This window comes from Rothia kristinae NBRC 15354, assembly GCF_001570865.1.
Taxonomy (GTDB): domain Bacteria; phylum Actinomycetota; class Actinomycetes; order Actinomycetales; family Micrococcaceae; genus Rothia; species Rothia kristinae.
This window is the reverse complement of sequence record NZ_BCSM01000001.1, coordinates 156,410-180,292: the sequence shown is the minus strand read 5'-3', so window position 1 is coordinate 180,292 and position 23,883 is coordinate 156,410. Positions and strand designations below refer to the sequence as shown.

The following is a 23,883-nucleotide window of genomic DNA, read 5'->3' as shown; positions in this document are numbered from 1 at the left end:
AGGGACGGAAGACACCGGCCTCCGGCGGGTTCCCACCTCTTCGCGGGCGGGGGACGTGCCCGGAGCAGCCAGAGCGACAGGAGTTTCGCGTGAACGCAGATCTAGTGGTCGTGGGGTCCGGCCTGTTCGGCCTGACCATCGCCGAGCAGGCCGCCTCCGAACTGGGGCTGAAGGTGGTCATCCTCGACCGCCGCTCCCACATCGGGGGCAACGCCTACAGCGAGAAGGAGGAGCGCACCGGCATCGAGGTGCACCGCTACGGCGCGCACCTGTTCCACACCTCCAACGAGCGGGTCTGGGAGTACGTCAACCGCTTCACCAAGTTCACCGACTACGTGCACCGGGTCTACACCCGCCACAACGATGAGGTCTTCCCGATGCCCATCAACCTGGGCACCATCAACCAGTTCTTCCGCGCGGCCTACGGGCCCGCCGAGGCACGCGCCCTGATCCAGGAGCAGGCCGGGGAGCTGGCGGGCACGGACCCGCAGAACCTCAACGACAAGGGCATCCAGCTGATCGGGCGCCCCCTGTACGAGGCCTTCATCAAGCACTACACCGGCAAGCAGTGGCAGACCGACCCCAAGGATCTGCCGGCCTCGATCATCTCGCGGCTGCCGGTGCGCTACACCTACGACAACCGCTACTTCAACGACACCCACGAGGGCCTGCCCGTGGACGGGTACACCGCGTGGCTGGAGCGCATGGCCAGCCACCCGAACATCGAGGTGCGCCTGGACACCGACTTCTTCGATGAGGACCACGAGTTCTCCCGGACCAAGGTGCTCGGCCAGGTGCCCGTGGTCTACACCGGCCCGGTGGACCGGTACTTCGACTACGCCGAAGGCGACCTGTCCTGGCGGACCATCGACCTGGAGGAGGAGGTCCTGGAGATGCAGGACTTCCAGGGCTGCGCCGTCATGAACTACCCGGACCCGGACGTGCCCTTCACCCGCATCCACGAGTTCCGCCACTTCCACCCGGAGCGGGATTACACCAAGGACGCCACGGTGATCATGCGGGAGTTCTCCCGCTTCGCCGAGAAGGGCGATGAGCCGTACTACCCGATCAACACCTCGGTGGACCGGCAGAAGCTCCTGAAGTACCGGGATCTGGCCGCCGGCGAGTCCGACGTGCTGTTCGGTGGGCGGCTGGGCACCTACAAGTACCTGGACATGCACATGGCCATCGGCTCGGCCCTGTCCATGTTCGACAACAAGATCCGCCCGCACTTCTCGGGCGGGCAGAAGCTGGTCAGCGGAGGGATCGAGGCATGAGCGAGTCAACCACGTCCGGCGCGGCTCACAAGCGCCGCGCAGCACAGCCGATGACGACTCTGCAGCGGGTCATCTTCCCCGCTCCGGAGCAGATGGACACCGTCGCCCTGTATGTGGATTCCGGGCAGACCGCCGGCGTGCAGCTGTCCACGATGAACGGTTCTCTCGGCAGCACGGAGTCCGCCGGCAAGCAGGCTCCGGCGTCCTCCGGGTCGGCACCCGCCGCCGGGTCGGGCTCGGATGCCCACGCCGAGGACTTCATCGACCGCCGCTCCACCCTGGTGCGACCGGGTACCCGGCTGTCCTTCGCCACGTACTTCAACGCCTTCCCCGCCTCCTACTGGAAGCGGTGGACCACGGTCACCGACGTGCGCCTGGCCGTGGAGACGGAGGGCCAGGGCACCATCATCGTGTACAAGTCCAACGCCCGCGGCTCGCTGCAGCGGGTCGCCTCACGGCGGGTCTCCGGCACGGCGTCGTCCACCTTCGACCTGCCGCTGAAGCCCTTCGGCGACGGCGGCTGGTACTGGTTCGACCTCGCGGCCGGGGCGCAGCCGCTGACCCTGCGCGGGGCGGAATGGCAGACGGCGCAGAGCATCGGGCGCGCACCGGGGCGGATCACCCTGGAGATCACGACCCTGAACAAACCCGACTACTGCCTGAACAACCTGCGCTCGCTGGGGAGCAACCCCCAGATCCTGGAGCACCTGCAGGAGATCCTCATCGTGGATCAGGGCACCCGCAAGGTGCAGGACCAGGCGGAGTTCGAAGAGGTCGCGGCCGCCCTGCAGGGGAAGCTGCGCATCATCAACCAGGCCAACCTGGGCGGCTCCGGCGGGTTCGCCCGCGGCATGTACGAAGCCGTGGAGAACGGCTCGGACTACGCGCTGCTGCTGGATGACGACGTCGTGGTGGAGCCCGAGTCGATCATCCGGATGCTGACCTTCGCCGACCTGTGCCGCAAGCCCACCATCGTGGGTGGGCACATGTTCGACCTGTACAACCGCACGGTGCTGCACACCTTCGGCGAGATCGTGAACAAGTACCGGTTCCAGCCGGATCAGCCGGTGGCCGAGCAGGTCCTGGGCCATGACTTCCTGCACGCGAACCTGCGCTCGACGCCGTGGCTGCACCGGCGGGTGGACGTGGACTACAACGGCTGGTGGATGGACCTGATCCCCACCCAGGTGATCCGGGAGATCGGGTTGTCCCTGCCGGTGTTCATCAAGTGGGACGACGCCGAATACGGCGTGCGCGCCAAGGAGGCCGGCTACCACACGGTCTCCCTGCCGGGTGCCGCGGTGTGGCACGTGTCCTGGATCGACAAGGACGACCTCGTCGGCTGGCAGGCGTACTTCCACATCCGCAACCGCATCATCGCGGCGCTGCTGCACTCGCCCTACGAGCGGGGCGGACGCCTGCTGCGCGAGTCTTCCTATCAGGACGTCAAGCACCTGATCTCCATGCAGTACTTCACGGAGGAGGGCCGCATCATGGCCCTGCGCGACGTGCTGGCCGGACCGGATCGGCTGCACGAGATCCAGCCGCAGCGGCTGCCGCAGATCCGCGCGGTGATGAAGGAGTATTCGGACGCGCAGTTCAGCGAGGACATCGATTCCTTCCCCGAGCCGCGCATGGCCAAGCCCCCGCGCAACGGCCGCGGCTTCTCCGCGCCGTCCTACAAGACGCTGGTGCCGTGGGCACTCAAGACCGTGGCCAAGCAGCTGATCAAGCCGGTGGACCCGGAGACCCGGGAGCACCCGCAGGCGCACGTGGCCCACCAGGACAACCGCTGGTGGCGGATGTCCCAGTACGACTCCGCGCTGGTCTCCAACGCGGAGGGCACCGCCGTGTCCTGGTATCGGCGTCGGCCGGAGCAGCTGCGCACCAAGCTGACCGAGGCCACCCGCCTGCACGCCCAGATCCTGTGCCAGTGGCCCCGGCTGCGCGAGCAGTACCGCGAGGCCGCGCCCCGGATCACTTCCTTCGAGGCGTGGAAGAAGACCTTCGACGAGCATACGGACTCCGAGATCACCCGATGACCGAGATCAGCGCGCGCGAGTTCCAGACCCCCGGCCGCGGCCGGGGGCTGATGGACGTGTTCAAGAACAGATTCCTGCTCAAGCTCCTGGTGGACAAGGAGATCCAGGTCCGCTATCGCGGCTCGGTGCTGGGGATCGTGTGGTCCTACATCAAGCCCGGGGTCCAGTTCCTGGTGTTCTACCTGGCGCTGGGGGTGTTCCTGGGCCTGAACAAGGGACTGGAGAACTACGCCGTCTACCTGTTCTCCGGGATCATCCTCATCAACTTCTTCGGTGAGGCCTTCGGCAACGGGGCGCGCTGCTTCGTGGGCAACGGGGCGCTGATCAAGAAGATCTACCTGCCGCGGGAGCTGTTCTCGGTCTCCACCATCTGGGTGGGGCTGATCCACTTCGTCCCGCAGCTGCTGGTCCTGCTCATCGCCTGCTTCGCGGTGGGCTGGCACCCGGGCCCCAAGCAGATCGGCGCGGCGCTGGCCGGCATCGTGCTGATCTCCGTGTTCTCCTACGGGCTGGGGCTGATCTTCGGGGTGGCCAACGTGTTCTTCCGGGATTCGGAGAACATCGTGGATCTGCTGGTGATGATGCTGACCTGGCTGTCCCCGATCATGTACTCCTGGACGATGGTCCAGGAGAAGGCCAGCGCCTGGCTGCTGCACCTGTACATGGTCAACCCGATCACGATCTCGGTGGAGCTGTTCCACTACGCCTTCTGGAGCGCGACCCTGCACGGGCCGGATCCGGCGTCGTGGTACGTGTATCCGCACCTGCTCAGCGTCTGGACGCCGGTGGCCTTCGTGATCGCCTTCGCCTTCGTGTTCCTGGGGGACCTGCTCTTCCGGGCCTTCGAGGGCAACTTCGCCCAGGAGCTCTGATTCGCTGTGTCTTGGATCGACGACGACCCGGAGCTGTCCGCGCCCCGGGAGCCCTATTCCCCCTCCACCGAGCCGGTGGTCATCCGCATCGAGCACGTGGTCAAGAAGTTCGTGCTGCGCCACACCCGGTCGATGAAGGAGGCCTTCGTGTGGCTGATCAAGGGCCGCAAGGGGGACCTCTCGGAGAAGTTCCGCGCCCTGGACGGGGTCTCCCTGGAGATCCACCAGGGGGAGCGGGTCGCGCTGCTGGGCCTGAACGGCTCCGGGAAATCCACCCTGCTGAAGCTGATCTCCGGGGTCATGCATCCCGATGAGGGGGACATCCGCACCCGCGGGCGCATCGCGGGGCTGATCGAGGTAGGCGCCGGATTCCATCCGGACCTGACCGGGCGGGACAACGTGTACCTGAACGGGGCGATCCTCGGGATGACCAAGGAGGAGATCGACGCGAACTTCGACTCGATCGTGGAGTTCTCCGAGATCGCGGACTTCATCGACACCGAGGTGAAGTTCTACTCCTCCGGCATGTACCTGCGCCTGGCCTTCGCGGTCGCGGTGCACACGGATCCGGAGATCTTCCTGGTGGATGAGATCCTCGCGGTGGGCGATGAGCCCTTCCAGAAGAAGTGCATCCGCAAGATCAAGGAGCTCTCCGAGCGGGGGAAGACGCTGGTGGTGGTCTCCCACGACCTGGACATGGTCTCCCGGCTGTGCGAGCGCGGCGTGGTCCTGGAGAAAGGCCACGTGGTCAAGGACGGCGCCATCGAGGAGGCGGTGAAGCACCTGCGCGGCTGATCCTCCCGCGCCTTTCGCTGCCGCCACGGCCTCTCGGGCCCGGCCCCTTCCCGCTGGAGGGGCCGGGCCCGATGCCGTCTCACGGGGGAGGTCGAGCCCGGATCACTGTCCACAGGTATGAGACCGGCCCCTTGAATGTCGGCGGATCTCCTGTATCTTCTCTCTACAAGTGATCCAGGCGACACAAGGGGGAGGTCATGGTCGCTGCCGCCGTCAGAGCTCAGAGCCGGGGCTCGGGTGAGGCCCTGGGCCTCGTCGAGGCCGATGTCCGGGAGATGGTGCGCCGTCAGGGGCTGGATCCCCTCGGCGACGCCGAGCGGGTGCGGGAGCTGATCCGCACGGCCGTGCGCGAGTACGAGGAGAAGGCGGCGATGAGCACCTTGCCGCCGCTGGGCGAGGCGGAGGAGGCCCAGCGCCGGCTCAACGACGCGATCACGGGGTTCGGGCCGCTGCAGCCCTACCTGGATGACCCGACGGTCGAGGAGATCTGGATCAACGCGCCGGATTCGGTCTTCGTCTCCCGGGGTGGGGATTCGCAGCTGACCGGGATGCAGCTGAGCCCGGAGGGCATCCGGCACCTGGTGGAGCGGATGCTCAACAGCTCGGGACGGCGCCTGGACCTGTCCAGCCCCTTCGTGGACGCCTCCCTGCCGGACGGCTCCCGGCTGCACGTGGCCATCCCGGACATCACCCGCACGCACTGGTCCGTGAACATCCGCAAGTTCGTGGCCCGCGCCCGCCGGCTGCAGGATCTGGTGGGCCTGGGCTCCCTGTCTCCGGAGGCCGCCCGCTTCCTGGACGCGGCGGTGCGGGCGGGGCTGAACATCCTGGTCTCCGGGGCGACTCAGGCCGGGAAGACGACCATGCTCAACTGCCTCACGGCCAGCATCGGCGCCCGGGAGCGGGTGGTCACGGTGGAGGAGATCTTCGAGCTGAAGGTCCCGCTGCGCGACGTCGTGAACATGCAGTGTCGCCAGCCCAATCTGGAGGGCCACGGGGAGATCCCCCTGCGGCGTCTGGTCAAGGAGGCGCTGCGGATGCGCCCGGACCGGCTGATCGTGGGGGAGGTGCGCGAGGCGGAGGCCCTGGACATGCTCATCGCCTTGAACTCGGGGCTGCCGGGGCTGTGCACGATCCACGCGAACTCCGCCCGGGACGCGGTGACCAAGATCTGCACCCTGCCCCTGCTGGCCGGGGAGAACATCAGCAGCCAGTTCGTGGTGCCCACCGTCGCCTCCTGCTTCGATCTCGTCGTGCACTGCGGGCGGGAACCGGGTGGGACCCGACGGGTCCAGGAGATCCTGGCGATCGGGCAGCGGGTGGAGAACGGCGTCATCGAGACCTCGCCGATGTTCCGCAGGATCGGCGGGATGGCCGCGGAGCTGGTGTGCACCGCCGCCGAGGTGCCCAGCTCCCTGAAGTTCGAGACCCGCGGGATCGGCACGGAGGGACTGCTGCCCGCGGCGGATCTGTCCGAGGAGGCGGCCCGATGAGCGCCGCCGTCGGCCTGCTGCTGGGCATCGGGCTGCTGCTGGTGTGGAGCGCCTGCTGGACGCGCCCGACGACGACGCGGATCCGCCCGGTGCGCACCTCCCGGATCCTCGTGGCCCTGCGCCACGCGGGGGTGGATCGGGTCTCGGTGCGCGGCTTCCTGGGGCTGTGCGCCGCAAGCTGTCTGGTGTGTGGGCTGGGCGCGCTGGCGCTGACCCAGATCTATGCCCTGGGTGCCTGCGCGGCGGTGCTGGGGGCATGGGCCCCGTGGGGGCTGGTGGCCTGGCAGGCGCGGCAGCGCGATGCCCGGGTGCGCCGGCTCTGGCCGGATGTGGTGGATCATCTGCGCTCCGCGATCCGGGCCGGGCTGTCGCTGCCGGAGGCGATGATCCAGCTGCAGTACCGCGGTCCGGAGCAGCTGAAGCCGGCGTTCGCGGCCTTCGCCACGGATTACCGGGCGACGGGGGACTTCAACGGGTGCATCAACCGCTTCAAGGAGCGGATGTCGGATCCCATCGCGGATAACATCGTCGAGGCCCTGCGCGTCACCCGCGAGGTCGGCGGCACCGATCTGGGCAGACTCCTGGGCACGCTGGCGGGTTTCCTGCGGGAGAACAGCCGCACCCGGGCCGAGCTGGAGGCCCGCCAATCGTGGACGGTCAACGCCGCCCGACTGGCCATCGCCGCCCCCTGGATCGTGCTGCTGCTCATGACCACGCAGCCGGCCGCCCTGCAGGCCTACAACTCCCTGACCGGGTACGTGGTGATGCTCGGCGGGGCTGGGATCTCCGTGCTGGCCTACCGCCTCATGCTCCGCATCGGAGCGCTGCCCCCGGATCGGAGGGTGCTGCGATGACGAGCACACCGCTGTCCGCGCTGATCCTGCTGGGGCTGATGCTGGCCCTGGGGCTGGGGCTGATCTGGGCCGGGCTGCCGCAGCGGCGCCGGATCACCTTCGCGGAGCGCGTCGCTCCGCAGCTGCGCTCCGCGGGCCTGCGCTCCTCCCTGCTCAGCGAGGCTCCCGACGCCTCCGATCTGGGAAACGCCTTCGTCCGGGTGCTGCGACCCCTGGTGCAGCGGCTGGCGGCGGGCCGGCTGCTGCGCGGAGGACCGGCCGAGACCCGAGCGCTGCAGCGGCGGCTGATCAAGGCCGGGGCGCGGATCTCCCCGGTCGAGTTCCGCGGAGAGCAGCTGATGTGCGCCGCGGCCGCAGCGGGGGTCGGGCTGCTCCTGGTGGCCCTGGGGTGGGCGAACCACGTGATCGGCGCGCTGCCCGGTCTCGTCCTGGTCGGGGTGTGCGCGGTGTGCGGGTTCATGATCCGCGATTACCTGCTCTCCCGCCGGATCACCGCCCGCGAGAAGCGGATGCTCGGGGAGTTCCCGGTCATCGCGGAGCTGATGGCCCTGTCCGTCACGGCGGGGGAGTCCGCGCTGGCGGCCCTGGAGCGGATCTGCCGCAGCTCGGACGGCGAGCTCAGCGAGGAGTTCCGCAGCGTGCTGGCCGACGCCCGGGCGGGGGTCGGTGTGGTCGAGGCGATGCAGGCCTTCGCCCAGCGCATCGACCTGCCCTCCCTGTCCCGCTTCGTCGACGGGATCACCGTCGCGATCGAACGCGGCACGCCCCTGGCCGATGTGCTGCGCTCCCAGGCCCAGGACGTCCGCGATCAGGCCAAGCGCGACCTCATGGAGGTCGCCGGCAAGAAGGAGATCGCGATGATGGCCCCCGTCGTCTTCCTCATCCTCCCGCTGACCGTGGTCTTCGCCGTCTTCCCCGGTCTCGCAGCGATCGACATCGGCCTGTGAGACCCCTTCAGAGCTTCCCCATCCATCACCCGACTGTCCCGGAAAGGACGACATCATGAGAACCCTCCGCACCCTCACCCTGACCCTGCTGGCCGCCGTGCACGCGCTGAGCCTGCGGCTGCGTCCCCAGCCCGGGGAATCCCGGGACCGCGGGGACGTGCCGGGCTGGGTGATGATCACGATGATGAGCGCCCTGCTCGTCGCCGCCCTGCTGGCCATCGCCATCCCCGCGCTGACCGGCATGTTCAACAACGCCATGAGCAAGGTGGGCTGAGCATGGTCCGCGGCGGCCCCGGCGCCGCCTCCCGCGGGATCCGCGGCGTCGGGCAGCGGCCCCGTGCAGGCCGCGGTGTGGGAGGGCCGGGGGCGGATGCGGCGGGTGACCCGCAGCGCGGCTCGGCCGTGGCCGAGTTCGTCATGGTCAGCGCCGTGCTGATGCTGCTGTTCATGGCCTGCCTGCAGATCGGCTTCGCCCTGCACGTGCGCAACACAGTGCAGGACGCCAGCTCGACGGGCGCGCGCTATGGGGCCCTGCGCGACCGGACTCCCCAGGACGGCGCGGAGCGGACCCGGGAGATCCTGAGCGCCTCCCTGCCGCAGCGATACGCCCAGGATGTGCGGGCCTCGGTGACCTCCGACGGCGCGCAGCGCGTCCTGCAGATCACGGTCGCCACGCCCCTGCCCGTCCTGGGACCGTGGGGACCGGCGGAGGGGATCGAGGTCAGCGGCCATGCGATCCTCCCCTGAGCCGCGGGGCCGGCACGCGGCCGAGCGGGGCAACGCGATCATCGAGTTCGTCTTCCTCGCCGTCATGCTGATGATCCCGACGGTCTACGCCCTGCTGGCCATCTCCCACGCCCAGTCGGGGGCCTACGCGGCGGTCGCCGCGGCCCAGCAGTCCCTGCAGGTCATCGAGGCCGGGGATCGCTCGGAGGTCTCCGGTGCCGCGGCGCAGGAGGCCGCCCGCTTCGCGGCCCGCGACTACGGCGTGGACCCGCAGCAGGTGAGCGCCGAGCTGTCCTGCGTCGGAGACTGCTCGGGCCAGCGCAGCATCCGGGTCCGGGTCAGCGTCGGGGTGGATGCCCCGCTGCTCGGCTGGGTCTCGGATCGCGGTGTCATGACCATGACCTCGGAGCTGGCCTCCTGGGGAGGGAAGTACGAATGAGCATCACCGACCGCATGACGCCCGCCGGAGGCCGCCGTGCCGGAGCACCGCGGGCGCCAGGCACGGTGAGTCGGCGGCGGGCCGGCACCCGGGGCGAGGAGGCGGAGCGCGGAGCCGTCGGGGTCCTGGCCCTCGGGCTGTGCGTGATTCTGCTGCTGCTCAGCGTCACCGTCATGGCCGTCAGCTCCGTGTACATCGAGCAGCGCAAGCTGCAGCTGCTGGCGGACCAGTGCGCGGACGCCGCCACCACTCGGGTCGCCGGCTTCGATGCGGACGGAGCTCAATCCGGGGTCATGCTGGATCCGGGACAGGTGACCACGGCCACGCAGGAGGTGATCGGAGGAGTCGGCCACGGGGTGGATGCCGTGGCCATCGCCCCGGGCACCGGGGCCGTGGACGCGAGCACCGCGAGGGTCGAGCTCACGGCGCGAGCCCACCCGCCGCTGGTCGGGTGGGTCGTGCCCGACGGGGTGCGGATCCGGGCCGAGAGCAGCGCCCGAGTGGTGCTCACCCGCTGAGTCGTCGTTCCGGAGCAAGGGGCCAGCTGAGCGGATCGGGTGAGCTCGTCCCGGCGCGCCGACGCCAGATCCCGGTTCGCAGTGACGGTGACGGGCGGTGGTGAATGACGCCTTCGGAAAGATCCCCGCCGGGGACTCGACGAGCGTGCTGATCGCCTCGGCCGCCCACGAGACCCCGGAGTCTTCGGGGCCCGCCCAGTCGGCATCGGCTAGAATGGGGCCCTATGGCTTCCACCGACTTCACCGCCGAGATCCAGCAGCTGCGGGACACGTACTCCCAGATCGAGCAGGTCAGCGACGTCCCGGCCCTGCGCGAGGACATCGCCCGGCTCTCGGAAGCCGCCGCGGCCCCGGATCTCTGGGATGATCCCGACGCCGCCCAGGCGGTCACCTCCCAGCTCTCGCACAAGCAGTCCGAACTGGAGCGGCTGACCCGACTGGGCGGGCGCATCGAGGACCTGGAGACCATGGTGGAGCTGGCCGCGGAGGAGGACGCCCCGGAGATGCTCGCCGAGGCCGAGACCGAGCTGGCCTCGATCTCCAAGGCGCTGACGGACCTGGAGGTCGTCACCCTGCTCTCCGGGGAGTACGACCCCCGTGAGGCCGTGGTGACCATCCGCGCCGGGGCCGGGGGAGTGGACGCCGCGGACTTCGCGGAGATGCTCATGCGCATGTACCTGCGCTGGGCGGAGAAGAACGGGTACCCCACCAAGGTCCTGGACACCTCCTACGCCGAGGAGGCCGGGCTGAAGTCCGCGACCTTCGAGGTCAAGGCCCCCTACTCCTTCGGGCGGCTGTCCGTGGAGGCCGGCACGCACCGGCTGGTGCGCATCAGCCCCTTCGACAACCAGGGCCGGCGCCAGACCTCCTTCGCCGCGGTGGAGGTCATCCCGCTGATCGAGCAGACCGACTCCATCGAGATCCCGGAGAACGAGATCAAGGTGGATGTGTTCCGCTCCTCCGGGCCCGGCGGGCAGTCCGTGAACACCACGGACTCCGCGGTGCGCATGACCCACATCCCCACCGGCATCGTGGTGTCCATGCAGAACGAGAAGTCCCAGATCCAGAACCGCGCCGCCGCCCTGCGCGTGCTCCAGTCCCGCCTGCTGCTGCAGCGGCGGGAGGAGGAGAACGCCAAGAAGAAGGAGCTGGCCGGGGACGTCAAGGCCTCCTGGGGGGATCAGATGCGCTCCTACGTGCTCAATCCGTACCAGATGGTCAAGGACCTGCGGACCAATCACGAGCAGGGCAACCCGGCGGCCGTGTTCGACGGGAACATCGAGGACTTCATCGACGCCGGGATCCGCTGGCGGGCCGGGACCCGCCACGAACAGAACGACTGAGACCGAGGAATGGCAGCGACCAAGAAGAAGAAGGGCCTGCGCGAGACGGCCGACGGGCGCCAGGTCATCGCGACGAACCGCCGGGCCCGGCACGACTACAACCTCATCGACACCTACGAGGCCGGCGTCGTCCTGCTGGGCACCGAGGTGAAGTCCCTGCGCGACGGCGGGGCCTCCATCGTGGACGGCTTCTGCCAGTTCACCGGTGGCGAGCTGTGGCTGGAGAACATCCACATCGCCGAGTACGGGCACGGCTCCTGGACCAATCACGCCGCCCGACGCCGCCGCAAGCTGCTGCTGCACCGCACCGAGCTGCGGCGCCTGGAGCAGAAGGGCAAGGAGACCGGCTACACGATCATCCCGCTGCAGCTGTACTTCCGGGACGGGCGGGCCAAGGTGGAGATCGCCCTGGCCCAGGGCAGGCGGGAGTACGACAAGCGCCACGCCCTGCGCGAGGCGCAGGACAAGCGTGAGGCCCAGCGGGCGATGCGCTACCGGAACCTCGGCTGAGCCCCTTCCCCTCCGCGCGTCGAGGCGGTAGAGTAGGAGGAACCGCATCACCGACGGGCCCTCCGGTCCCGTCGCGGTGCGGATGCTGATTGAGAATCGCATACGGGGATGATCGGTTTCGACGATGCCAGCTGCGGCAGGTGAAGCGGGCCGAGAACGCAGAGTCATCTCGTTAATGTCCTCTGCACACCAATAAGTGCCAAATCTGAAAAGCGCACTGACTTCGCTCTCGCTGCGTAAGTAGCCTGAGCAGTCTGCTAGCCCGGGGTCGCTTCCGCCCCGGTTCCTAGCATCAGCTGAGGAAGCCACTGCTCCAGTCCCTCTCCGCAGGGGGCTGGGGAACACTCATGCGGATAGGTTCGGCGGCAACCCGTGTGCGGGAGTGCCGGAGCCGAGAACACCGTGACGCACACTGCGCCCGGAGAAACCCTGCCAATCCTGCATCGGACCGGGGTTCGATTCCCCGCATCTCCACCCCGTCGCCGTGAGGCGCGGCGTCGTTCCCGTGAGGGATCGATGCCGCGCCTCACGGTCGTTAAGGCACCCTTTCGCCCCGTACCCACACCATCCCGCGACCACCTTCCAGGAGGAGCCATGACCGAGAACCCCCGCGATTCCCAGAACGACGCCGCCGGGACCCCCGGCGAGAGCGCCTCGACCCCACCCCGATACGGCCAGGCCGCCTCCGAGCGCACCGGCGAGGAGCAGGCGAGCTCCGGCCAGACTCCCTACGGACAGGGCCCCTCCGGACAAGCCGGCGGCGGCCAGCCGCCCTACGCCCCGTACGGCTACGGGCAGCAGCCCTCCTCTGGTCAGCCTTCCTACGGCCAGAGCGGCTACGGGCAGAACAGCTATGGGCAGAACGGCTACGCCTCGAACGGCTACGGACAGAACGACGGCCAGTCCTCCTACGCCCCGTACGGCTACGGGCAGCCCTCCCAGACCGGTCCCGGCGTCGGCGCGACCTCCGCCCCGCAGGGCTACGGCGAATCCTCATCCTCCGGATACCCCACCGCCTACGCCCCGTACGGGGCCTCCTATGGGGTGCCGGGCTCCGTCGGTGGACGCCCGGCCGGCTGGGGGCTCGGACTGGCTTCGCTGATCTGCGGCGGGGTCAGCCTCGTCTTCTTCTGGCTCTACCTGCCGATGCTGGCCGCGATCGCCGCGATCGTCCTGGGCATCCTCGCCCTGCGCGCGGTGGGTCGCTCCGGGACCCGCGGCGGCTCAGGGAAGGTCATGGGCATCATCGGTCTGTGCACCGGCGGCCTGGGGCTGATCCTCGGGATCCTCATGATCGTCCTCGTCGCGGCCCTGTACGCCGAGGTCTCCGAGGAGTGCGGCTCCCCGGATTCGTACGGCTACGAGCAGTGCGTCCAGGACGGCATCGGCATCTGACCCGGTTCGGCCCGGGAACCGCAGCGACCCCCGCGCCCCGTGAGGGGCACGGGGGTCGCTGCACACTCGGGAGCGGGCGGGTTCCTGTTGAGATGCGCTGTTGGTGCTTCAGATGCGTCCCGCCGTGCGGTATCTCAGCACGATCCCCGGCTTCTCACGCATCCGGTATCTCAGGGGGTCAGTCCCGGGACTCGGCCCGGGTGCCCAGCAGATCCAGGGCCGCCTCGTGCAGGGCGCCGTTGCTGACCAGCGCGCTGCCCCCGTGCGGGCCGGGGGTGCCGTCCAGGGCGGTGAAGCGCCCGCCGGCCTCGGTGACGATCGGCACCAGGGCGGCCATATCGTGCAGGTTCAGCTCGGGCTCGGCGGAGAGGTCCGCACTGCCTTCGGCCACCAGGCAGTGCGACCAGAAATCCCCGAAGCCGCGCACCCGCCACACCGCATCCGTCAGCTCCAGGAACCGCTCCCGCAGCCCCAGCTGGCGCCAGCCGCTCAGCGAGGAGAAGGACAGCGAGGCGTCGGCGAGGTCGGTGACCTCCGAGACCCGGATGCGCTGGGCCTTCGTCAGAGACCGGCCGGTGTACGCGCCCGAGCCCGATGCGGCCCACCAGCGCCGCTGCAGGGCCGGGGCGGAGACCAGACCGACCACGGGCTCGCCCTGATCCAGCAGCGCGATCAGCGTCGCCCACACCGGGACCCCGCGGACGTAGTTCTTCGTCCCGTCGATCGGGTCGATGACCCACTGGCGGGGGGAGGAGCCGCTGGCGCCGAACTCCTCGCCCAGCACCGCATCCCGGGTGCGGGCCCGGGCCAGATGCGAGCGGATCAGCTGCTCGGCCTCGCGGTCCGCCTCCGTCACCGGGGTCAGATCCGGTTTGGTCTCCACGGTGAAGTCCTGGGCCTGGAACCGCGCGAGGGTGTAGCGGTCCACGGCATCGGCGATGACGTGCGCCAGGCGCAGATCGTCGTTGTAGGGGCTGGTCGCAGTCATGGCCACCAGGCTATCGCACGGGATCCTCGTCGGCCCCGGCCCCCAAGCGCTTGGTCCCCGCCACGCCGTCGGGCGCCTCCACCCCGAGCAGCCGGCGCAGGGAGTCCAGCCGGGCCGCACCGGCAGGGCCCGCCGCCCTCGAGGCCACCCGCTCGGCGATGCCGCAGCCGATCGCGTCCGCGGCATGGGTGCAGCCCTTGGGACAGGCCGCCGCTCCGGGGGCCAGGTCCTCGAAGGCAGCGACGATGCCCTCGGCGGGCACGTGGGCCAGGCCGAAGGAGCGGATGCCCGGGGTGTCGATGATCCACGTGCCAGGCTCGCCCCAGGCCGGCTGCAGCGCCAGGGCGGAGGAGGAGGTGTGGCGTCCCCGGCCGGTCACGGCGTTGACCCCGCCGGTCGAGCGGCGCGCCCCGGTCAGGGCGTTGACCAGCGTGGACTTGCCGACGCCGGAGTGACCCAGCAGCACGGAGACCCGGCCATCCAGCAGCGCCCGCAGATCCGCCAGCAGCCGCCCGTCCAGGGGCAGGCTCCGGCTCTGTGCCTCGTCGATGGCAGCTGCGTCGTCGGCAGCCGCGTCGTCGGTCGCTTTCGCCGGAGCCGCCGGTGTCTCCGGCGCCGCCTCGGGCGCCTCGTCCCGGCGGCTGAGCAGGATGGGCAGGTCGGTGCCGGCGTAGTAGGACAGCAGCGGCGCGGGGTCGGCCAGATCGGTCTTGGTCACGCACAGCACCGGGCGCAGCCCGGCGTGCACGGCCGCGACGATGGAGCGATCGACGAAGCCCGTGCGCGGCTGCGGATCCGCGGCCGCGGTGACGATCACCAGGATCTGCGCGTTGGCGACGACCACTCGCTCCACCGGGTCCGTGTCATCCGCGCTGCGCCGCAGCACGGTCTCCCGCGGCTGGACGCGCACCAGCCGCGCCAGACTCCCCGGATCCCCCGTGACGTCCCCGACCAGCCCGACCAGATCCCCGGTGACCACGGGGGTGCGCCGCAGGTCCTTCGCCCGCACGGCGGTGACCTCGCGAGCGGTCGAGCCCTCGCCGATCCGTGCGGTGTAGCGGCCGCGGTCCACGGTCACGACCCGGCCGATGACGGCGTCCTCGTGGGCCGGACGCTCCTTGGTGCGCGGGCGCGAGCCGCGCTTGTTGGCGCGGACGCGCACATCGGACTCGTCCCAGCCGCGGATGCCCCGGCTCATGCCCGCTCCTCCCCGAGCATCCGGCGCCACAGGCCCGGGAAGTCCGGCAGGGTCTTGCCGGTGGTGGCGACGTTCTCCACGAGCACCCCGGGCACGATGAGGCCGAGCACGGCCGCGGCGGTGGCCATCCGGTGGTCCTCGTAGGTGCGCATCCGGGCCGCCCGGTGCGCGGGCCCGGTGATGACCAGCCCGTCGGCCGTCTCCTCGGTGCCGGCCCCGAGGCGGGTCAGCTCCGCGGCCAGGGCGGCGAGCCGATCGGTCTCGTGTCCGCGCAGGTGCGCGATGCCGCTCAGGCGCGTGGTCCCCGGGCACAGGGCCGCGATCGCCGCGACGGTCGGAGCGATCTCCCCGGCGGCGCGCAGGTCGATCTCACCCGGTGCGGTGAGCGCGCGCGCCCCGCCCGCGGGCCCGGTGACCCGCAGGCCGCCGTCGGGCGTGCGCCGCACGCTCGCCCCGAAGCGGGGCAGCAGCTCCCGCCAGGCGTCTCCGCCCTGCGTGGTGCGCTGCGGCCAGTCGGGGATCTCGACGTCGCCGCCGGTGACCACCGCGGCGGCCAGGAACGGGCCGGCGTTGGACAGGTCGGGTTCGATCACCGCGTCGTGGGCCCGCGGACGCCCGGCGGGCACCACCCACGTGGTCGGGTCCGGGTGGGCGACGTCGATGCCGTACTCGGCGAGCACCTGCACCGTCATCCGCACGTGCGGCACCGAGGGCAGCTGCTCACCCACGTGGCGGACCGTGAGACCCCCCGGCAGCAGGGCGGCCGCCAGCAGCACCCCGGAGAGGAACTGGCTGGATCCGCTGGCATCGATGCGCAGCTCGGACGCGGCCGGGCCGGTCCCGGGCACGATCCGCACCGGCAGGGCCCCCGCCTCGCCGTCCTCGTGCACCCGGGCGCCCAGCTGGCGCACGGCCTCCAGGACCGGGCCCATCGGGCGCTTGCGGGCCGCCGCGTCCCCGTCCAGCACGAGGCCGCGGCCCAGCGCCGCGGCCAGCGGGGGGATGAAGCGCATGACCGTGCCGGCCAGCCCGGCGTCGATCACGGCGGGCTGACCCGAGGGCTCCTCGGGCACCGGGGTGATCAGCAGGTCCCGCCCCTCCTGCTCGATGCGCGCGCCCAGGGCCCGCAGAGCGTCGATCATCAGCCGGGAGTCCCGCGAGTCCAGAGCGCCGCGGATGCGCATCGGGGCGTCGGCTATGGCGGCCAGCAGCAGGTGGCGGTTGGTCAGGGACTTGGAGCCGGGAACCGCCACGACGGCGCGCACCGGGCCCTCGGTCCCGCGGTGCGGGGCCGGCCAGGGATCGGGGATCGGATCGGCGGAGGCGGAAGTCGTGTGCTCGGTCGCCCCGGCGGGGTCGGGGTGATGCGGCTGCGGGTCGGAGGCGGGGTGACGGGGGCTCACGATCGGGCGGGATCCTCCTGGGTCGGCGCCGGGCTCGACCCGGCTGCGGTGGGGATGGTGCGCGGCAGGGCCCCGCCGTGCCCGGCGGGGCCCTGCGCTCTTCCTGCTGCGGGCGGCGTCTTGCCGGGCTCAGCTCAGCAGGTCCTCGGACTTCTTCTTCACGTCCTTGGTGATCTTGTCGGTCTTCTTGGCGACGTCGTGACCGAGCTTCTCGGCCCGCCACTTCAGGGATGGGCTGCCCTCGGTGTCCACGGCGGTCAGGGCCACCGCACCCACCAGGGAGACGTTCTTCAGGGTGCCGGCGACGAGGGCGTCCTCGTGGCGGGCCTGGTCGCGGCGGAAGTCCGTGTAGGCGTTCAGGGCGCCGGCGGCCAGCAGCACGGCGGAGGACAGGCGGGGGAAGCGACCCAGCCCGAACAGGGCGGCGGCCCCGATCTGCGCGCCGGCCGCGGCCTGGCCGATCAGCTGCTCCTGGCCCTTCAGCGGACGCAGCTGGGGCACGGCGGTGGCGGCGGTGTCCACCAGGGGCTTCAGGTACTCCTGCCCCTCGGGGGCGCGCAGCCGCTGCAGGCCGTCGTAGACGAAGGTCGAGGCCAGGAGGGGCCGGGCGAACTTGCGGATCAGGGACATGGTTCCTCCTCGGTGGGGCGCTCGCGGACACCGGCGTCTTCGGGCCGGGTCGCGGCGCACCCGCGTGGTTTCCCTGCCCAGTCTATGTGATCGGATCCACGGGTGCCGCAGCGGGGCCGACGCCGGGTCTCGGTGTCGGGATCGCCTCGGGCTCCCGGCGGAATACGCCCCGGGATCCCGGTTGTTGGACTGCACGAGACGCGCCGAAGCCGATGGCGTCGGCGCGCGGCCAGCGCCCACGGAAAGGAGGTGCCCGGCGATGCGGGCGAGCAGGGGAGCGAACCCTCCCGGTCTCGTAGACTGGAGCGACGAGCACACCGACGGCGAGGCGAAGGGAATCCGTGGACACGATCGACCTGTCCCAGGAATCGGCCCAGGAGCGCAAGCTCCGGTTCGAGCGGGACGCGATGCAATACCTGGACCAGCTCTACGCTGCCGCCCTGCGGATGACCCGCAACCCGGCCGACGCGCAGGATCTCGTCCAGGAGGCCTACACCAAGGCCTTCTCCGCCTTCCACCAGTACAAGCCCGGCACGAATCTGAAGGCCTGGCTGTACCGGATCCTGACGAACACGTACATCAACCTCTACCGCAAGCGCCAGCGGGAGCCGCACCAGGCCAACACGGACACCGTGGAGGACTGGCAGCTCGCGCAGGCCTCGGCCCACACCTCCACGGGGCTGAAGTCCGCGGAGAGCGAAGCCCTGGATCACCTGCCGGACACGGACGTGAAGGAGGCCCTGCAGGCGATCCCGGAGGACTTCCGCATGGCCGTGTACTACTCGGACGTCGAGGGCTTCGCGTACAAGGAGATCGCCGAGATCCTGGACATCCCGATCGGCACCGTGATGTCGCGGCTGCACCGGGGGCGTCGGCTGCTGCGCGAGAAGCTCTCCGACTACGCCGCCGAGCGCGGCTTCGACACCACACCCAAGACCTCGACTCGCCGTGGCGGCCGTTCCGGCCGATCGCGCGGCACCGAGAGCACACCGGCTGCCGACGGCGCCCCGGACGGGGCCCGGCAGTGAGAACCCGAAGGAAGTGAGGACCATGTCCGAGTGCAAGGACGCGCAGTGCCGTGAGGAGCAGATGCACCGCATCTACGAGTACCTCGACGGGGCCCTGTCCGCCGAGGACATCGCGGAGATCCGTGCGCACCTGGAGGAATGCGAGACCTGTTCCCGGGAGTACGACCTCGAGCGGCTGATCCGCTCGGCCGTGCGCCGCTCGTGCGCCGAACCCGCCCCGGAGGCGCTGAAGGAGTCCATCCTGGCCAAGATCGACGCCGTGCGGGCCAGCCCCCAGACCGCCGACCACGGCCACTGACTGATCCCGCGCCGCGCCCCGTCGAGACCCGGTGTCCCGGGAGGCGGGGGAGCGGCGGGGCGGGGGCCCGAAGCCGCAGAGACACGGAAGGGCAGAGACGCGAAGGGGCCGGGAGGATCAACTGATCCTCCCGGCCCCTTCGCGTGCCGCTGCGGTCATCGACCGCCGCGGCGTCCTCAGGCGTTGGGCCGCTTGCCGTGGTTGGCGGCGTTCTTGCGGCGATCCTTGCGCTTGCGTCCGCGCTTGCTCATCAGCGGGCCTCCTTCATAGCATGCTCCGCCCGGCCCGGGGGTGGGCGGAAGCGGGGTCTGTGTTCGCCCGCGCACCGCGGGCACCTCCCACCATTCTGGCACACCCGCGGCACCCGGTGCACCCGGGAGTGCTCGGTCGGCACCGCGGCGGCGTCGTCGGGCTAGTGCTGCTCGGGCAGCTGCAGCCAGGAGTACCAGCCGCGGTGCAGCACCAGCCAGGCCATCAGCCCGTAGCCGGCCTGACCGGGCCGACCGTCGTTGGCCGCCAGGTCCTGGCGCCACTGCTCGTGGTGCTGCAGCGGGTTGAAGGTGTCCACGTACACGTGGCGGCGCCGGGTGGTCACGTCCGCGTAGGCGGCGTTCAGGTCCGCGATGCGCCGGTTGCGCTCAGCATCCAGCGTGGGCGGGGGGCCGACGACGAGCACCTTGATGCTGTTCTGGGAGGCCAGATCCACCATGTTGGCCAGGTTCAGGCGGCTGCGGGCCGAGGTGATCCCGGTGTCGATGTCGAAGGCCGAGGGTGCGATGACCAAGCGGTTATCCGCCCCCGCGGCGAAGCGGCGGCTCGCCTCCTCGAACCAGCGCTCGTTCAGCGCCTCGCTACCCTCGCCGGGAGCGGCCAGGGTGTAGGACACCAGGGGCGCGACGTTCCGCGGGGTGCGGGCCATGACCCGGCCGAACCAGCCCAGCGCGCGGGGATCGCCGATCCCGGCCAGGAGGTCATCGCCGACTGCCACGATGCGGATGTTTCGTTGCTCCACGAGTCTCTTTCTGTCGTCTTGGACGTCCCGCTGACCCGGACGGGGGCCGCCCCCGAAGGAGGCGGCCCCGACGGACAGCGTGCGGGCCGGGTCTTCAGGACCCCACGATAGACGGTTTGCGGCACAGGCTCACCTCCCGGCACGCCGCCCCCGCGGGGACGGGCGCGCCGGGAGGTGCCTCGGGTCAGCTCTCGAAGATCTGGGCGACCAGGTGCTCCAGCTCGGCCTGGTGGCGCTTGCCCACCCCGGTGGCGGGGGAGGCCGAGGCCGGACGGGAGATGAGCCGCACCTGCCGATCCAGCAGCGGCAGCAGGTTGACCACCATGAAGGGCCACTGACCCTGGTTGGCGGGCTCATCCTGGGCCCAGATCACCTCGGCCCCGGCGTAGCGGGCCAGCTGCTCCTTGATCTGATCCGCCGGCAGCGGGTACAGCTGCTCGACCCGCACGATCGCCACATCCTGGCGGCCCAGCTTCTCCCGGCGGGCGGCCAGGTCGTAGTACAGCCGCCCGGAGACCAGCACGACCTTCTTCACCGCGGCGTCGGTCAGCCCGCCCTGATCCGGGATGACCTCCTGGAACTCACCCTGGGTGAAGTCCTCGACCGAGGAGGTCGCGGCCTTCAGGCGCAGCAGCTGCTTCGGCGTCATGATCACCAGCGGACGGTGCGGGCGGGAGTAGGCCTGCCGGCGCAGCAGGTGCGCGTGGTTGGCCGGGGTCGAGGGCACCGCGACGGTCATGTTCGACTCCGCGCACAGCTGCAGGAACCGCTCCATGCGCGCCGAGGAGTGATCCGGACCCATCCCCTCGTAGCCGTGCGGCAGCATCAGCACCAGCGAGGAGCGCTGGGCCCACTTCTGCTCGGCCGAGGAGATGAACTCGTCGATGATTGTCTGGGCGCCGTTGAAGAAGTCGCCGAACTGCGCCTCCCACACCACCAGCGAGTCCGGGCGCTCCACGGAGTAGCCGTACTCGAAGCCCAGCACCCCGTACTCGGAGAGCAGGGAGTTGTAGATCATGAACTTGCCCTGGTCCTCGGACAGGTGCGTCAGCGGCACCCACTCGGCGTTGGAGCGGGTGTCGTGCAGGACCGAGTGGCGCTGGGTGAACGTCCCGCGCTGCACGTCCTGCCCGGACATGCGGATCTGGAAGCCGTCCATCAGCAGCGAGCCGAAGGCGATCAGCTCGCCCATGCCCCAGTCGATCCCGCCCTGCTCGGCCATCTGCTGGCGCTTCTTCAGCAGCTGACCCAGCTTCTTGTGCACCTGGAAGCCCTCAGGGGCCTGCCCGTGGGCCTGCCCGACGCGGGCCACGGCCTCGGCCGGGATCGCCGTGGTCTCCGGGGTGTACACGGAGTCCTCGATCTGCTGGGCCGCCGGACGCTCGATGTTCGACACCGCGGCCGCGTCCCCGGTGACCAGGGGCGCCTTGGACTGCTGGGCCTCGTGGGTCTCCTTGAAGACCCGCTCCAGGCGCTCCTGGTAGTCCTTCAGCGCCCGGTCCGCCTCCTCCTGGGTGATGTCCCCGCGGCCCACCAGGGACTCGGTGTACAGCTTGCGGGTCGAGCGCTTGGCCTCGATCAGCTGGTACATCTGCGGCTGGGTCATCGAGGGGTCGTCGGCCTCGTTGTGTCCGCGGCGCCGGTAGCACAGCAGGTCGATGACGACGTCGCGGTGGAAGCGCTGGCGGTACTCGAAGGCCAGCCGGCCCACGCGCACCACGGCCTCCGGGTCATCCGCGTTGACGTGGAAGACGGGGGCCTGGACCATCCGGGCGACGTCGGTGGCGTAGGTCGAGGAGCGGCCCTCACCGGGGGTCGTGGTGAAGCCGACCTGGTTGTTGACCACGATGTGCACCGTGCCGCCCACCGTGAACCCGCGCAGCTGGGACATCTGCATGGTCTCGGCGACGATGCCCTGCCCGGCCATCGCCGCGTCCCCGTGCACCAGGATGGGCAGCACGCCGTAGGCGGCCTCGCCCTCCGCACCCTGGTCCAGCAGGTCCTGCTTGGCCCGCACGATCCCCTCCAGCACCGGATCCACGGCCTCCAGGTGGGAGGGGTTCGCGGCCAGGTACACCTGGGTCTCGTTCCCGGAATCCGAGGTGAACACGCCCTCGGTGCCCAGGTGGTACTTCACGTCCCCGGAGCCGCCGACCAGGCGCGGGTCCTGCTCGCCCTCGAACTCGCGGAAGATCTGCGCGTAGGACTTCCCGGCGATGTTGCTCAGCACGTTCAGGCGCCCGCGGTGGGCCATCCCGATGCCGACCCCGGCCAGGGCGCTGTCCGCGGCCCCCGAGATGATGGAGTCCAGCAGCGGGATCAGGGACTCCCCGCCCTCCAGGGAGAAGCGCTTCTGCCCGATGAACTTGGTCTGCAGGAAGGTCTCGAAGGCCTCCGCGGCGTTGAGCTTGCCCAGCACCCGCAGCTGCTCCTCGCGGCTGGGCTTGGTGTAGCCGTGCTCCAGCTGCTGCTGGAACCACTCCCGCTCCTGCGGGGACTCGATGTGCATGTACTCCACGGCCAGCGTGCCGCAGTAGGCGTCGCGCAGCAGCTGCAGGATGGTGCGCAGCGGCAGCCGGGAGGCGTCCCCGAACCCGCCGGTGGGCCACTCCCGGTCCAGATCCCACAGGGTCAGCCCGTAGGTGGCGATGTTCAGGTCCGGGTGCTTGCGCATCACGTACTCGAGCGGGTTGGTCTCCGCGATGAGGTGGCCGCGCACCCGGTAGGCGTGGATCAGCTGCTGGATCCGGGCGACCTTGTTGATCTCCGTCTCCGGGTTGACCTGGTTGTCCACGGCCCAGCGCACCGGCTCGTAGGGGATGCGCAGGACCTCGAAGATCTCGTCGTAGAACCCGTGCTCGCCCTGCAGGTACTGGTCCACCAGCTTCAGGAACTCCCCGGAGCCGGCCCCCTGGATCACGCGGTGGTCGTAGGTGGAGGTCAGCGTCAGGATCTTGGACACGCCCTCTCGGGCCAGCACCTTGGGGGAGGAGCCGCGGCGCTCGGCCGGGTAGTCCAGGGCCCCGACACCGATGATGCAGGCCTGCCCGGCCGACAGCCTCGGCACCGAGTGCACCGTGCCGATGCCGCCCGGGTTGGTCAGGGAGGCGGTGGTGCCCTTGAAGTCCTCCACGGAGAGCTTGTTCTCCCGGGCCTTGGCGACCATCTCGTCGTAGGCGGCCCAGAACTCGGCGAAGTTCAGGGTCTCGGCGGCCTTGATGTTCGGCACCACGAGGTTGCGGGAGCCGTCCGGGCGGGGCATGTCGATGGCCAGCCCGAAGTTCACGTGCGCGTGCTGCACGACGGCGGGGCGGCCCTTCTCGTCCTGGCCGTAGGTGACGTTCTGGGAGGGGAACTCCTTCAGCGCCTTGATCACGGCGTAGCCGATGAGGTGGGTGAAGGAGATCTTCCCGCCCCGGGAGCGGCGCAGGTAGTCGTTGATCATGGTGCGGTTGTCGATGAGCACCTTCGCCGGCACGGCGCGCACCGTGGTCGCGGTGGGCACCTGGAGGGACTCCTCCATGTTCGACGCGATCGCCTTGGCCGGTCCGCGCAGGGCGGTGACCCGGTCCTGGGACTCCTCCTGCTCCTCGCGCTCGCTGTGCGGCAGCTGGGCCGGGATCGGCTTCTGCCCGGAGCGCTTCTCCCGGGTCCCGGCCTGCTTCGGCGCCTCGGTCTCCTTCTTGCCCGCCCCGGTGCGGGCCTCCGGCTGCTCGGCGGGGGCCGACGCCTTCGCCGCCGCACCCGACGAGCGCTGCGGGGCGCGATCGGGGGAGGCCTTCTCAGCGGGGGCCTTCGCGGAGGAGGTCTTCGCGGCGGGGGCTGCGGCGTCGACACCGCGCTTGCCGGACTCCGCGGCCTGCATCTGCTCGAAGATGGGCCACCACTTCTCGTCCACGGCGTTCCGGTCCTGCTGGTACTTCTCGAACAGCTCGTCCACGAGCCATTCGTTGCCGGCGAACTCCTCGGGGATCTGGTGCTGTGGCTGATCTGGCACTTGGTCACGCCTCTTCCGTTGGCTGGATGCTTCTGCGGCGCGCCGGCTCTCGGGCAGCCGGTGTCGCGCACCGCGGGGCGGATCCCGCAGCAGGGATGCCCGCGTGTGCCGCGCGCGG

At 70.4% G+C, this 23,883-nt stretch carries 23 protein-coding genes and 1 other RNA gene; 17 read left to right on the top strand and 7 right to left on the bottom strand.

What is annotated here, in order from left to right; translation table 11 throughout:
• The first annotated feature begins 89 nt into the window (after positions 1 to 89).
• The 15 genes from glf (at position 90) to KKR01S_RS00780 (ending at position 13,211) form a co-directional block, all read left to right on the top strand.
• Positions 90 to 1,277 (top strand): UDP-galactopyranose mutase, encoded by a 1,188-nt coding sequence (glf, locus tag KKR01S_RS00850; protein WP_058731270.1) that lies wholly within the window; start codon positions 90 to 92, stop codon positions 1,275 to 1,277.
• Positions 1,274 to 3,319: a glycosyltransferase gene (locus KKR01S_RS00845; RefSeq protein ID WP_061225030.1), complete on the top strand. Its 2,046-nt coding sequence runs from the start codon at positions 1,274 to 1,276 to the stop codon at positions 3,317 to 3,319. Before glf ends, KKR01S_RS00845 begins: the two co-directional genes overlap by 4 nt.
• Positions 3,316 to 4,191 carry an ABC transporter permease gene (locus tag KKR01S_RS00840; RefSeq protein WP_061225029.1) on the top strand — a complete coding sequence of 292 codons (876 nt, stop codon included), beginning with the start codon at positions 3,316 to 3,318 and terminating at the stop codon, positions 4,189 to 4,191. Before KKR01S_RS00845 ends, KKR01S_RS00840 begins: the two co-directional genes overlap by 4 nt.
• Positions 4,192 to 4,206: 15 nt before the next feature.
• A complete protein-coding gene (locus KKR01S_RS00835) occupies positions 4,207 to 4,986 on the top strand; it encodes an ABC transporter ATP-binding protein (protein WP_375542932.1) in 780 nt (259 codons plus the stop codon).
• A gap of 197 nt (positions 4,987 to 5,183) precedes the next feature.
• Positions 5,184 to 6,479, top strand: coding sequence for a TadA family conjugal transfer-associated ATPase (locus KKR01S_RS00830; RefSeq protein ID WP_058731273.1), 1,296 nt, complete (start codon positions 5,184 to 5,186; stop codon positions 6,477 to 6,479).
• Positions 6,476 to 7,333: a type II secretion system F family protein gene (locus tag KKR01S_RS00825; protein ID WP_058731274.1), complete on the top strand. Its 858-nt coding sequence runs from the start codon at positions 6,476 to 6,478 to the stop codon at positions 7,331 to 7,333. The genes KKR01S_RS00830 and KKR01S_RS00825 overlap by 4 nt, the downstream gene beginning before the upstream one ends.
• Positions 7,330 to 8,280, top strand: a complete 951-nt coding sequence (locus tag KKR01S_RS00820; RefSeq protein WP_174520359.1) for a type II secretion system F family protein — start codon at positions 7,330 to 7,332, stop codon at positions 8,278 to 8,280. Before KKR01S_RS00825 ends, KKR01S_RS00820 begins: the two co-directional genes overlap by 4 nt.
• Before the next feature lie 55 nt (positions 8,281 to 8,335).
• Entirely contained in the window at positions 8,336 to 8,554 is a 219-nt protein-coding gene (locus KKR01S_RS00815) for a hypothetical protein (protein ID WP_231377069.1), read from the top strand.
• Positions 8,555 to 8,556: 2 nt separating this feature from the next.
• The gene (locus KKR01S_RS00810) at positions 8,557 to 9,027 is read left to right on the top strand and encodes a TadE family protein (protein ID WP_081101431.1); all 471 of its coding nucleotides are present in this window, start codon (positions 8,557 to 8,559) and stop codon (positions 9,025 to 9,027) included.
• Entirely contained in the window at positions 9,011 to 9,445 is a 435-nt protein-coding gene (locus KKR01S_RS00805; RefSeq protein ID WP_058731276.1) for a hypothetical protein, read from the top strand. Before KKR01S_RS00810 ends, KKR01S_RS00805 begins: the two co-directional genes overlap by 17 nt.
• A complete protein-coding gene (locus KKR01S_RS00800) occupies positions 9,442 to 9,963 on the top strand; it encodes a pilus assembly protein TadG-related protein (protein ID WP_058743449.1) in 522 nt (173 codons plus the stop codon). The genes KKR01S_RS00805 and KKR01S_RS00800 overlap by 4 nt, the downstream gene beginning before the upstream one ends.
• A gap of 224 nt (positions 9,964 to 10,187) precedes the next feature.
• Positions 10,188 to 11,306, top strand: coding sequence for a peptide chain release factor 2 (prfB, locus tag KKR01S_RS00795; protein WP_058731278.1), 1,119 nt, complete (start codon positions 10,188 to 10,190; stop codon positions 11,304 to 11,306).
• Between the two features lie 9 nt (positions 11,307 to 11,315).
• Positions 11,316 to 11,816 (top strand): SsrA-binding protein SmpB, encoded by a 501-nt coding sequence (smpB, locus tag KKR01S_RS00790; RefSeq protein ID WP_061225028.1) that lies wholly within the window; start codon positions 11,316 to 11,318, stop codon positions 11,814 to 11,816.
• 104 nt (positions 11,817 to 11,920) lie between these two features.
• Positions 11,921 to 12,293: a transfer-messenger RNA gene (gene ssrA, locus KKR01S_RS00785) on the top strand.
• A 117-nt stretch (positions 12,294 to 12,410) separates the two neighbouring features.
• Positions 12,411 to 13,211 (top strand): DUF4190 domain-containing protein, encoded by an 801-nt coding sequence (locus tag KKR01S_RS00780; RefSeq protein ID WP_061225027.1) that lies wholly within the window; start codon positions 12,411 to 12,413, stop codon positions 13,209 to 13,211.
• Positions 13,212 to 13,389: 178 nt separating this feature from the next.
• Here the strand turns inward: KKR01S_RS00780 and hisN are convergent, their stop codons facing one another.
• The 4 genes from hisN to KKR01S_RS00760 all read right to left on the bottom strand — a co-directional run bounded on the left by hisN (position 13,390) and on the right by KKR01S_RS00760 (position 17,430).
• Positions 13,390 to 14,199 (bottom strand): histidinol-phosphatase, encoded by an 810-nt coding sequence (hisN, locus tag KKR01S_RS00775; protein ID WP_061225026.1) that lies wholly within the window; start codon positions 14,197 to 14,199, stop codon positions 13,390 to 13,392.
• Between the two features lie 10 nt (positions 14,200 to 14,209).
• A complete protein-coding gene (rsgA, locus tag KKR01S_RS00770; protein ID WP_061225025.1) occupies positions 14,210 to 15,397 on the bottom strand; it encodes a ribosome small subunit-dependent GTPase A in 1,188 nt (395 codons plus the stop codon).
• On the bottom strand, positions 15,394 to 16,800 hold the full coding sequence (gene aroA / locus KKR01S_RS00765) for a 3-phosphoshikimate 1-carboxyvinyltransferase (protein ID WP_081046093.1): 1,407 nt from the start codon (positions 16,798 to 16,800) through the stop codon (positions 15,394 to 15,396). The genes rsgA and aroA overlap by 4 nt, the downstream gene beginning before the upstream one ends.
• Before the next feature lie 129 nt (positions 16,801 to 16,929).
• Positions 16,930 to 17,430, bottom strand: coding sequence for a DoxX family membrane protein (locus tag KKR01S_RS00760; RefSeq protein ID WP_058731283.1), 501 nt, complete (start codon positions 17,428 to 17,430; stop codon positions 16,930 to 16,932).
• Between the two features lie 341 nt (positions 17,431 to 17,771).
• On the opposite strand from KKR01S_RS00760, the gene KKR01S_RS00755 reads away from it, so the two are divergent.
• A complete protein-coding gene (locus tag KKR01S_RS00755; RefSeq protein ID WP_058731284.1) occupies positions 17,772 to 18,458 on the top strand; it encodes a sigma-70 family RNA polymerase sigma factor in 687 nt (228 codons plus the stop codon).
• Positions 18,459 to 18,480: 22 nt separating this feature from the next.
• The gene (gene rsrA, locus KKR01S_RS00750) at positions 18,481 to 18,756 is read left to right on the top strand and encodes a mycothiol system anti-sigma-R factor (protein ID WP_058731285.1); all 276 of its coding nucleotides are present in this window, start codon (positions 18,481 to 18,483) and stop codon (positions 18,754 to 18,756) included.
• A 176-nt stretch (positions 18,757 to 18,932) separates the two neighbouring features.
• On the opposite strand, the gene KKR01S_RS11570 is transcribed toward rsrA, so the two are convergent.
• The 3 genes from KKR01S_RS11570 to KKR01S_RS00740 all read right to left on the bottom strand — a co-directional run bounded on the left by KKR01S_RS11570 (position 18,933) and on the right by KKR01S_RS00740 (position 23,765).
• Positions 18,933 to 19,007, bottom strand: coding sequence for a 50S ribosomal protein bL37 (locus KKR01S_RS11570; protein ID WP_099049695.1), 75 nt, complete (start codon positions 19,005 to 19,007; stop codon positions 18,933 to 18,935).
• A gap of 161 nt (positions 19,008 to 19,168) precedes the next feature.
• The gene (locus KKR01S_RS00745; protein WP_058731525.1) at positions 19,169 to 19,768 is read right to left on the bottom strand and encodes a GDSL-type esterase/lipase family protein; all 600 of its coding nucleotides are present in this window, start codon (positions 19,766 to 19,768) and stop codon (positions 19,169 to 19,171) included.
• A gap of 184 nt (positions 19,769 to 19,952) precedes the next feature.
• Positions 19,953 to 23,765 (bottom strand): multifunctional oxoglutarate decarboxylase/oxoglutarate dehydrogenase thiamine pyrophosphate-binding subunit/dihydrolipoyllysine-residue succinyltransferase subunit, encoded by a 3,813-nt coding sequence (locus tag KKR01S_RS00740; protein ID WP_061225024.1) that lies wholly within the window; start codon positions 23,763 to 23,765, stop codon positions 19,953 to 19,955.
• Positions 23,766 to 23,883 lie beyond the last annotated feature (118 nt).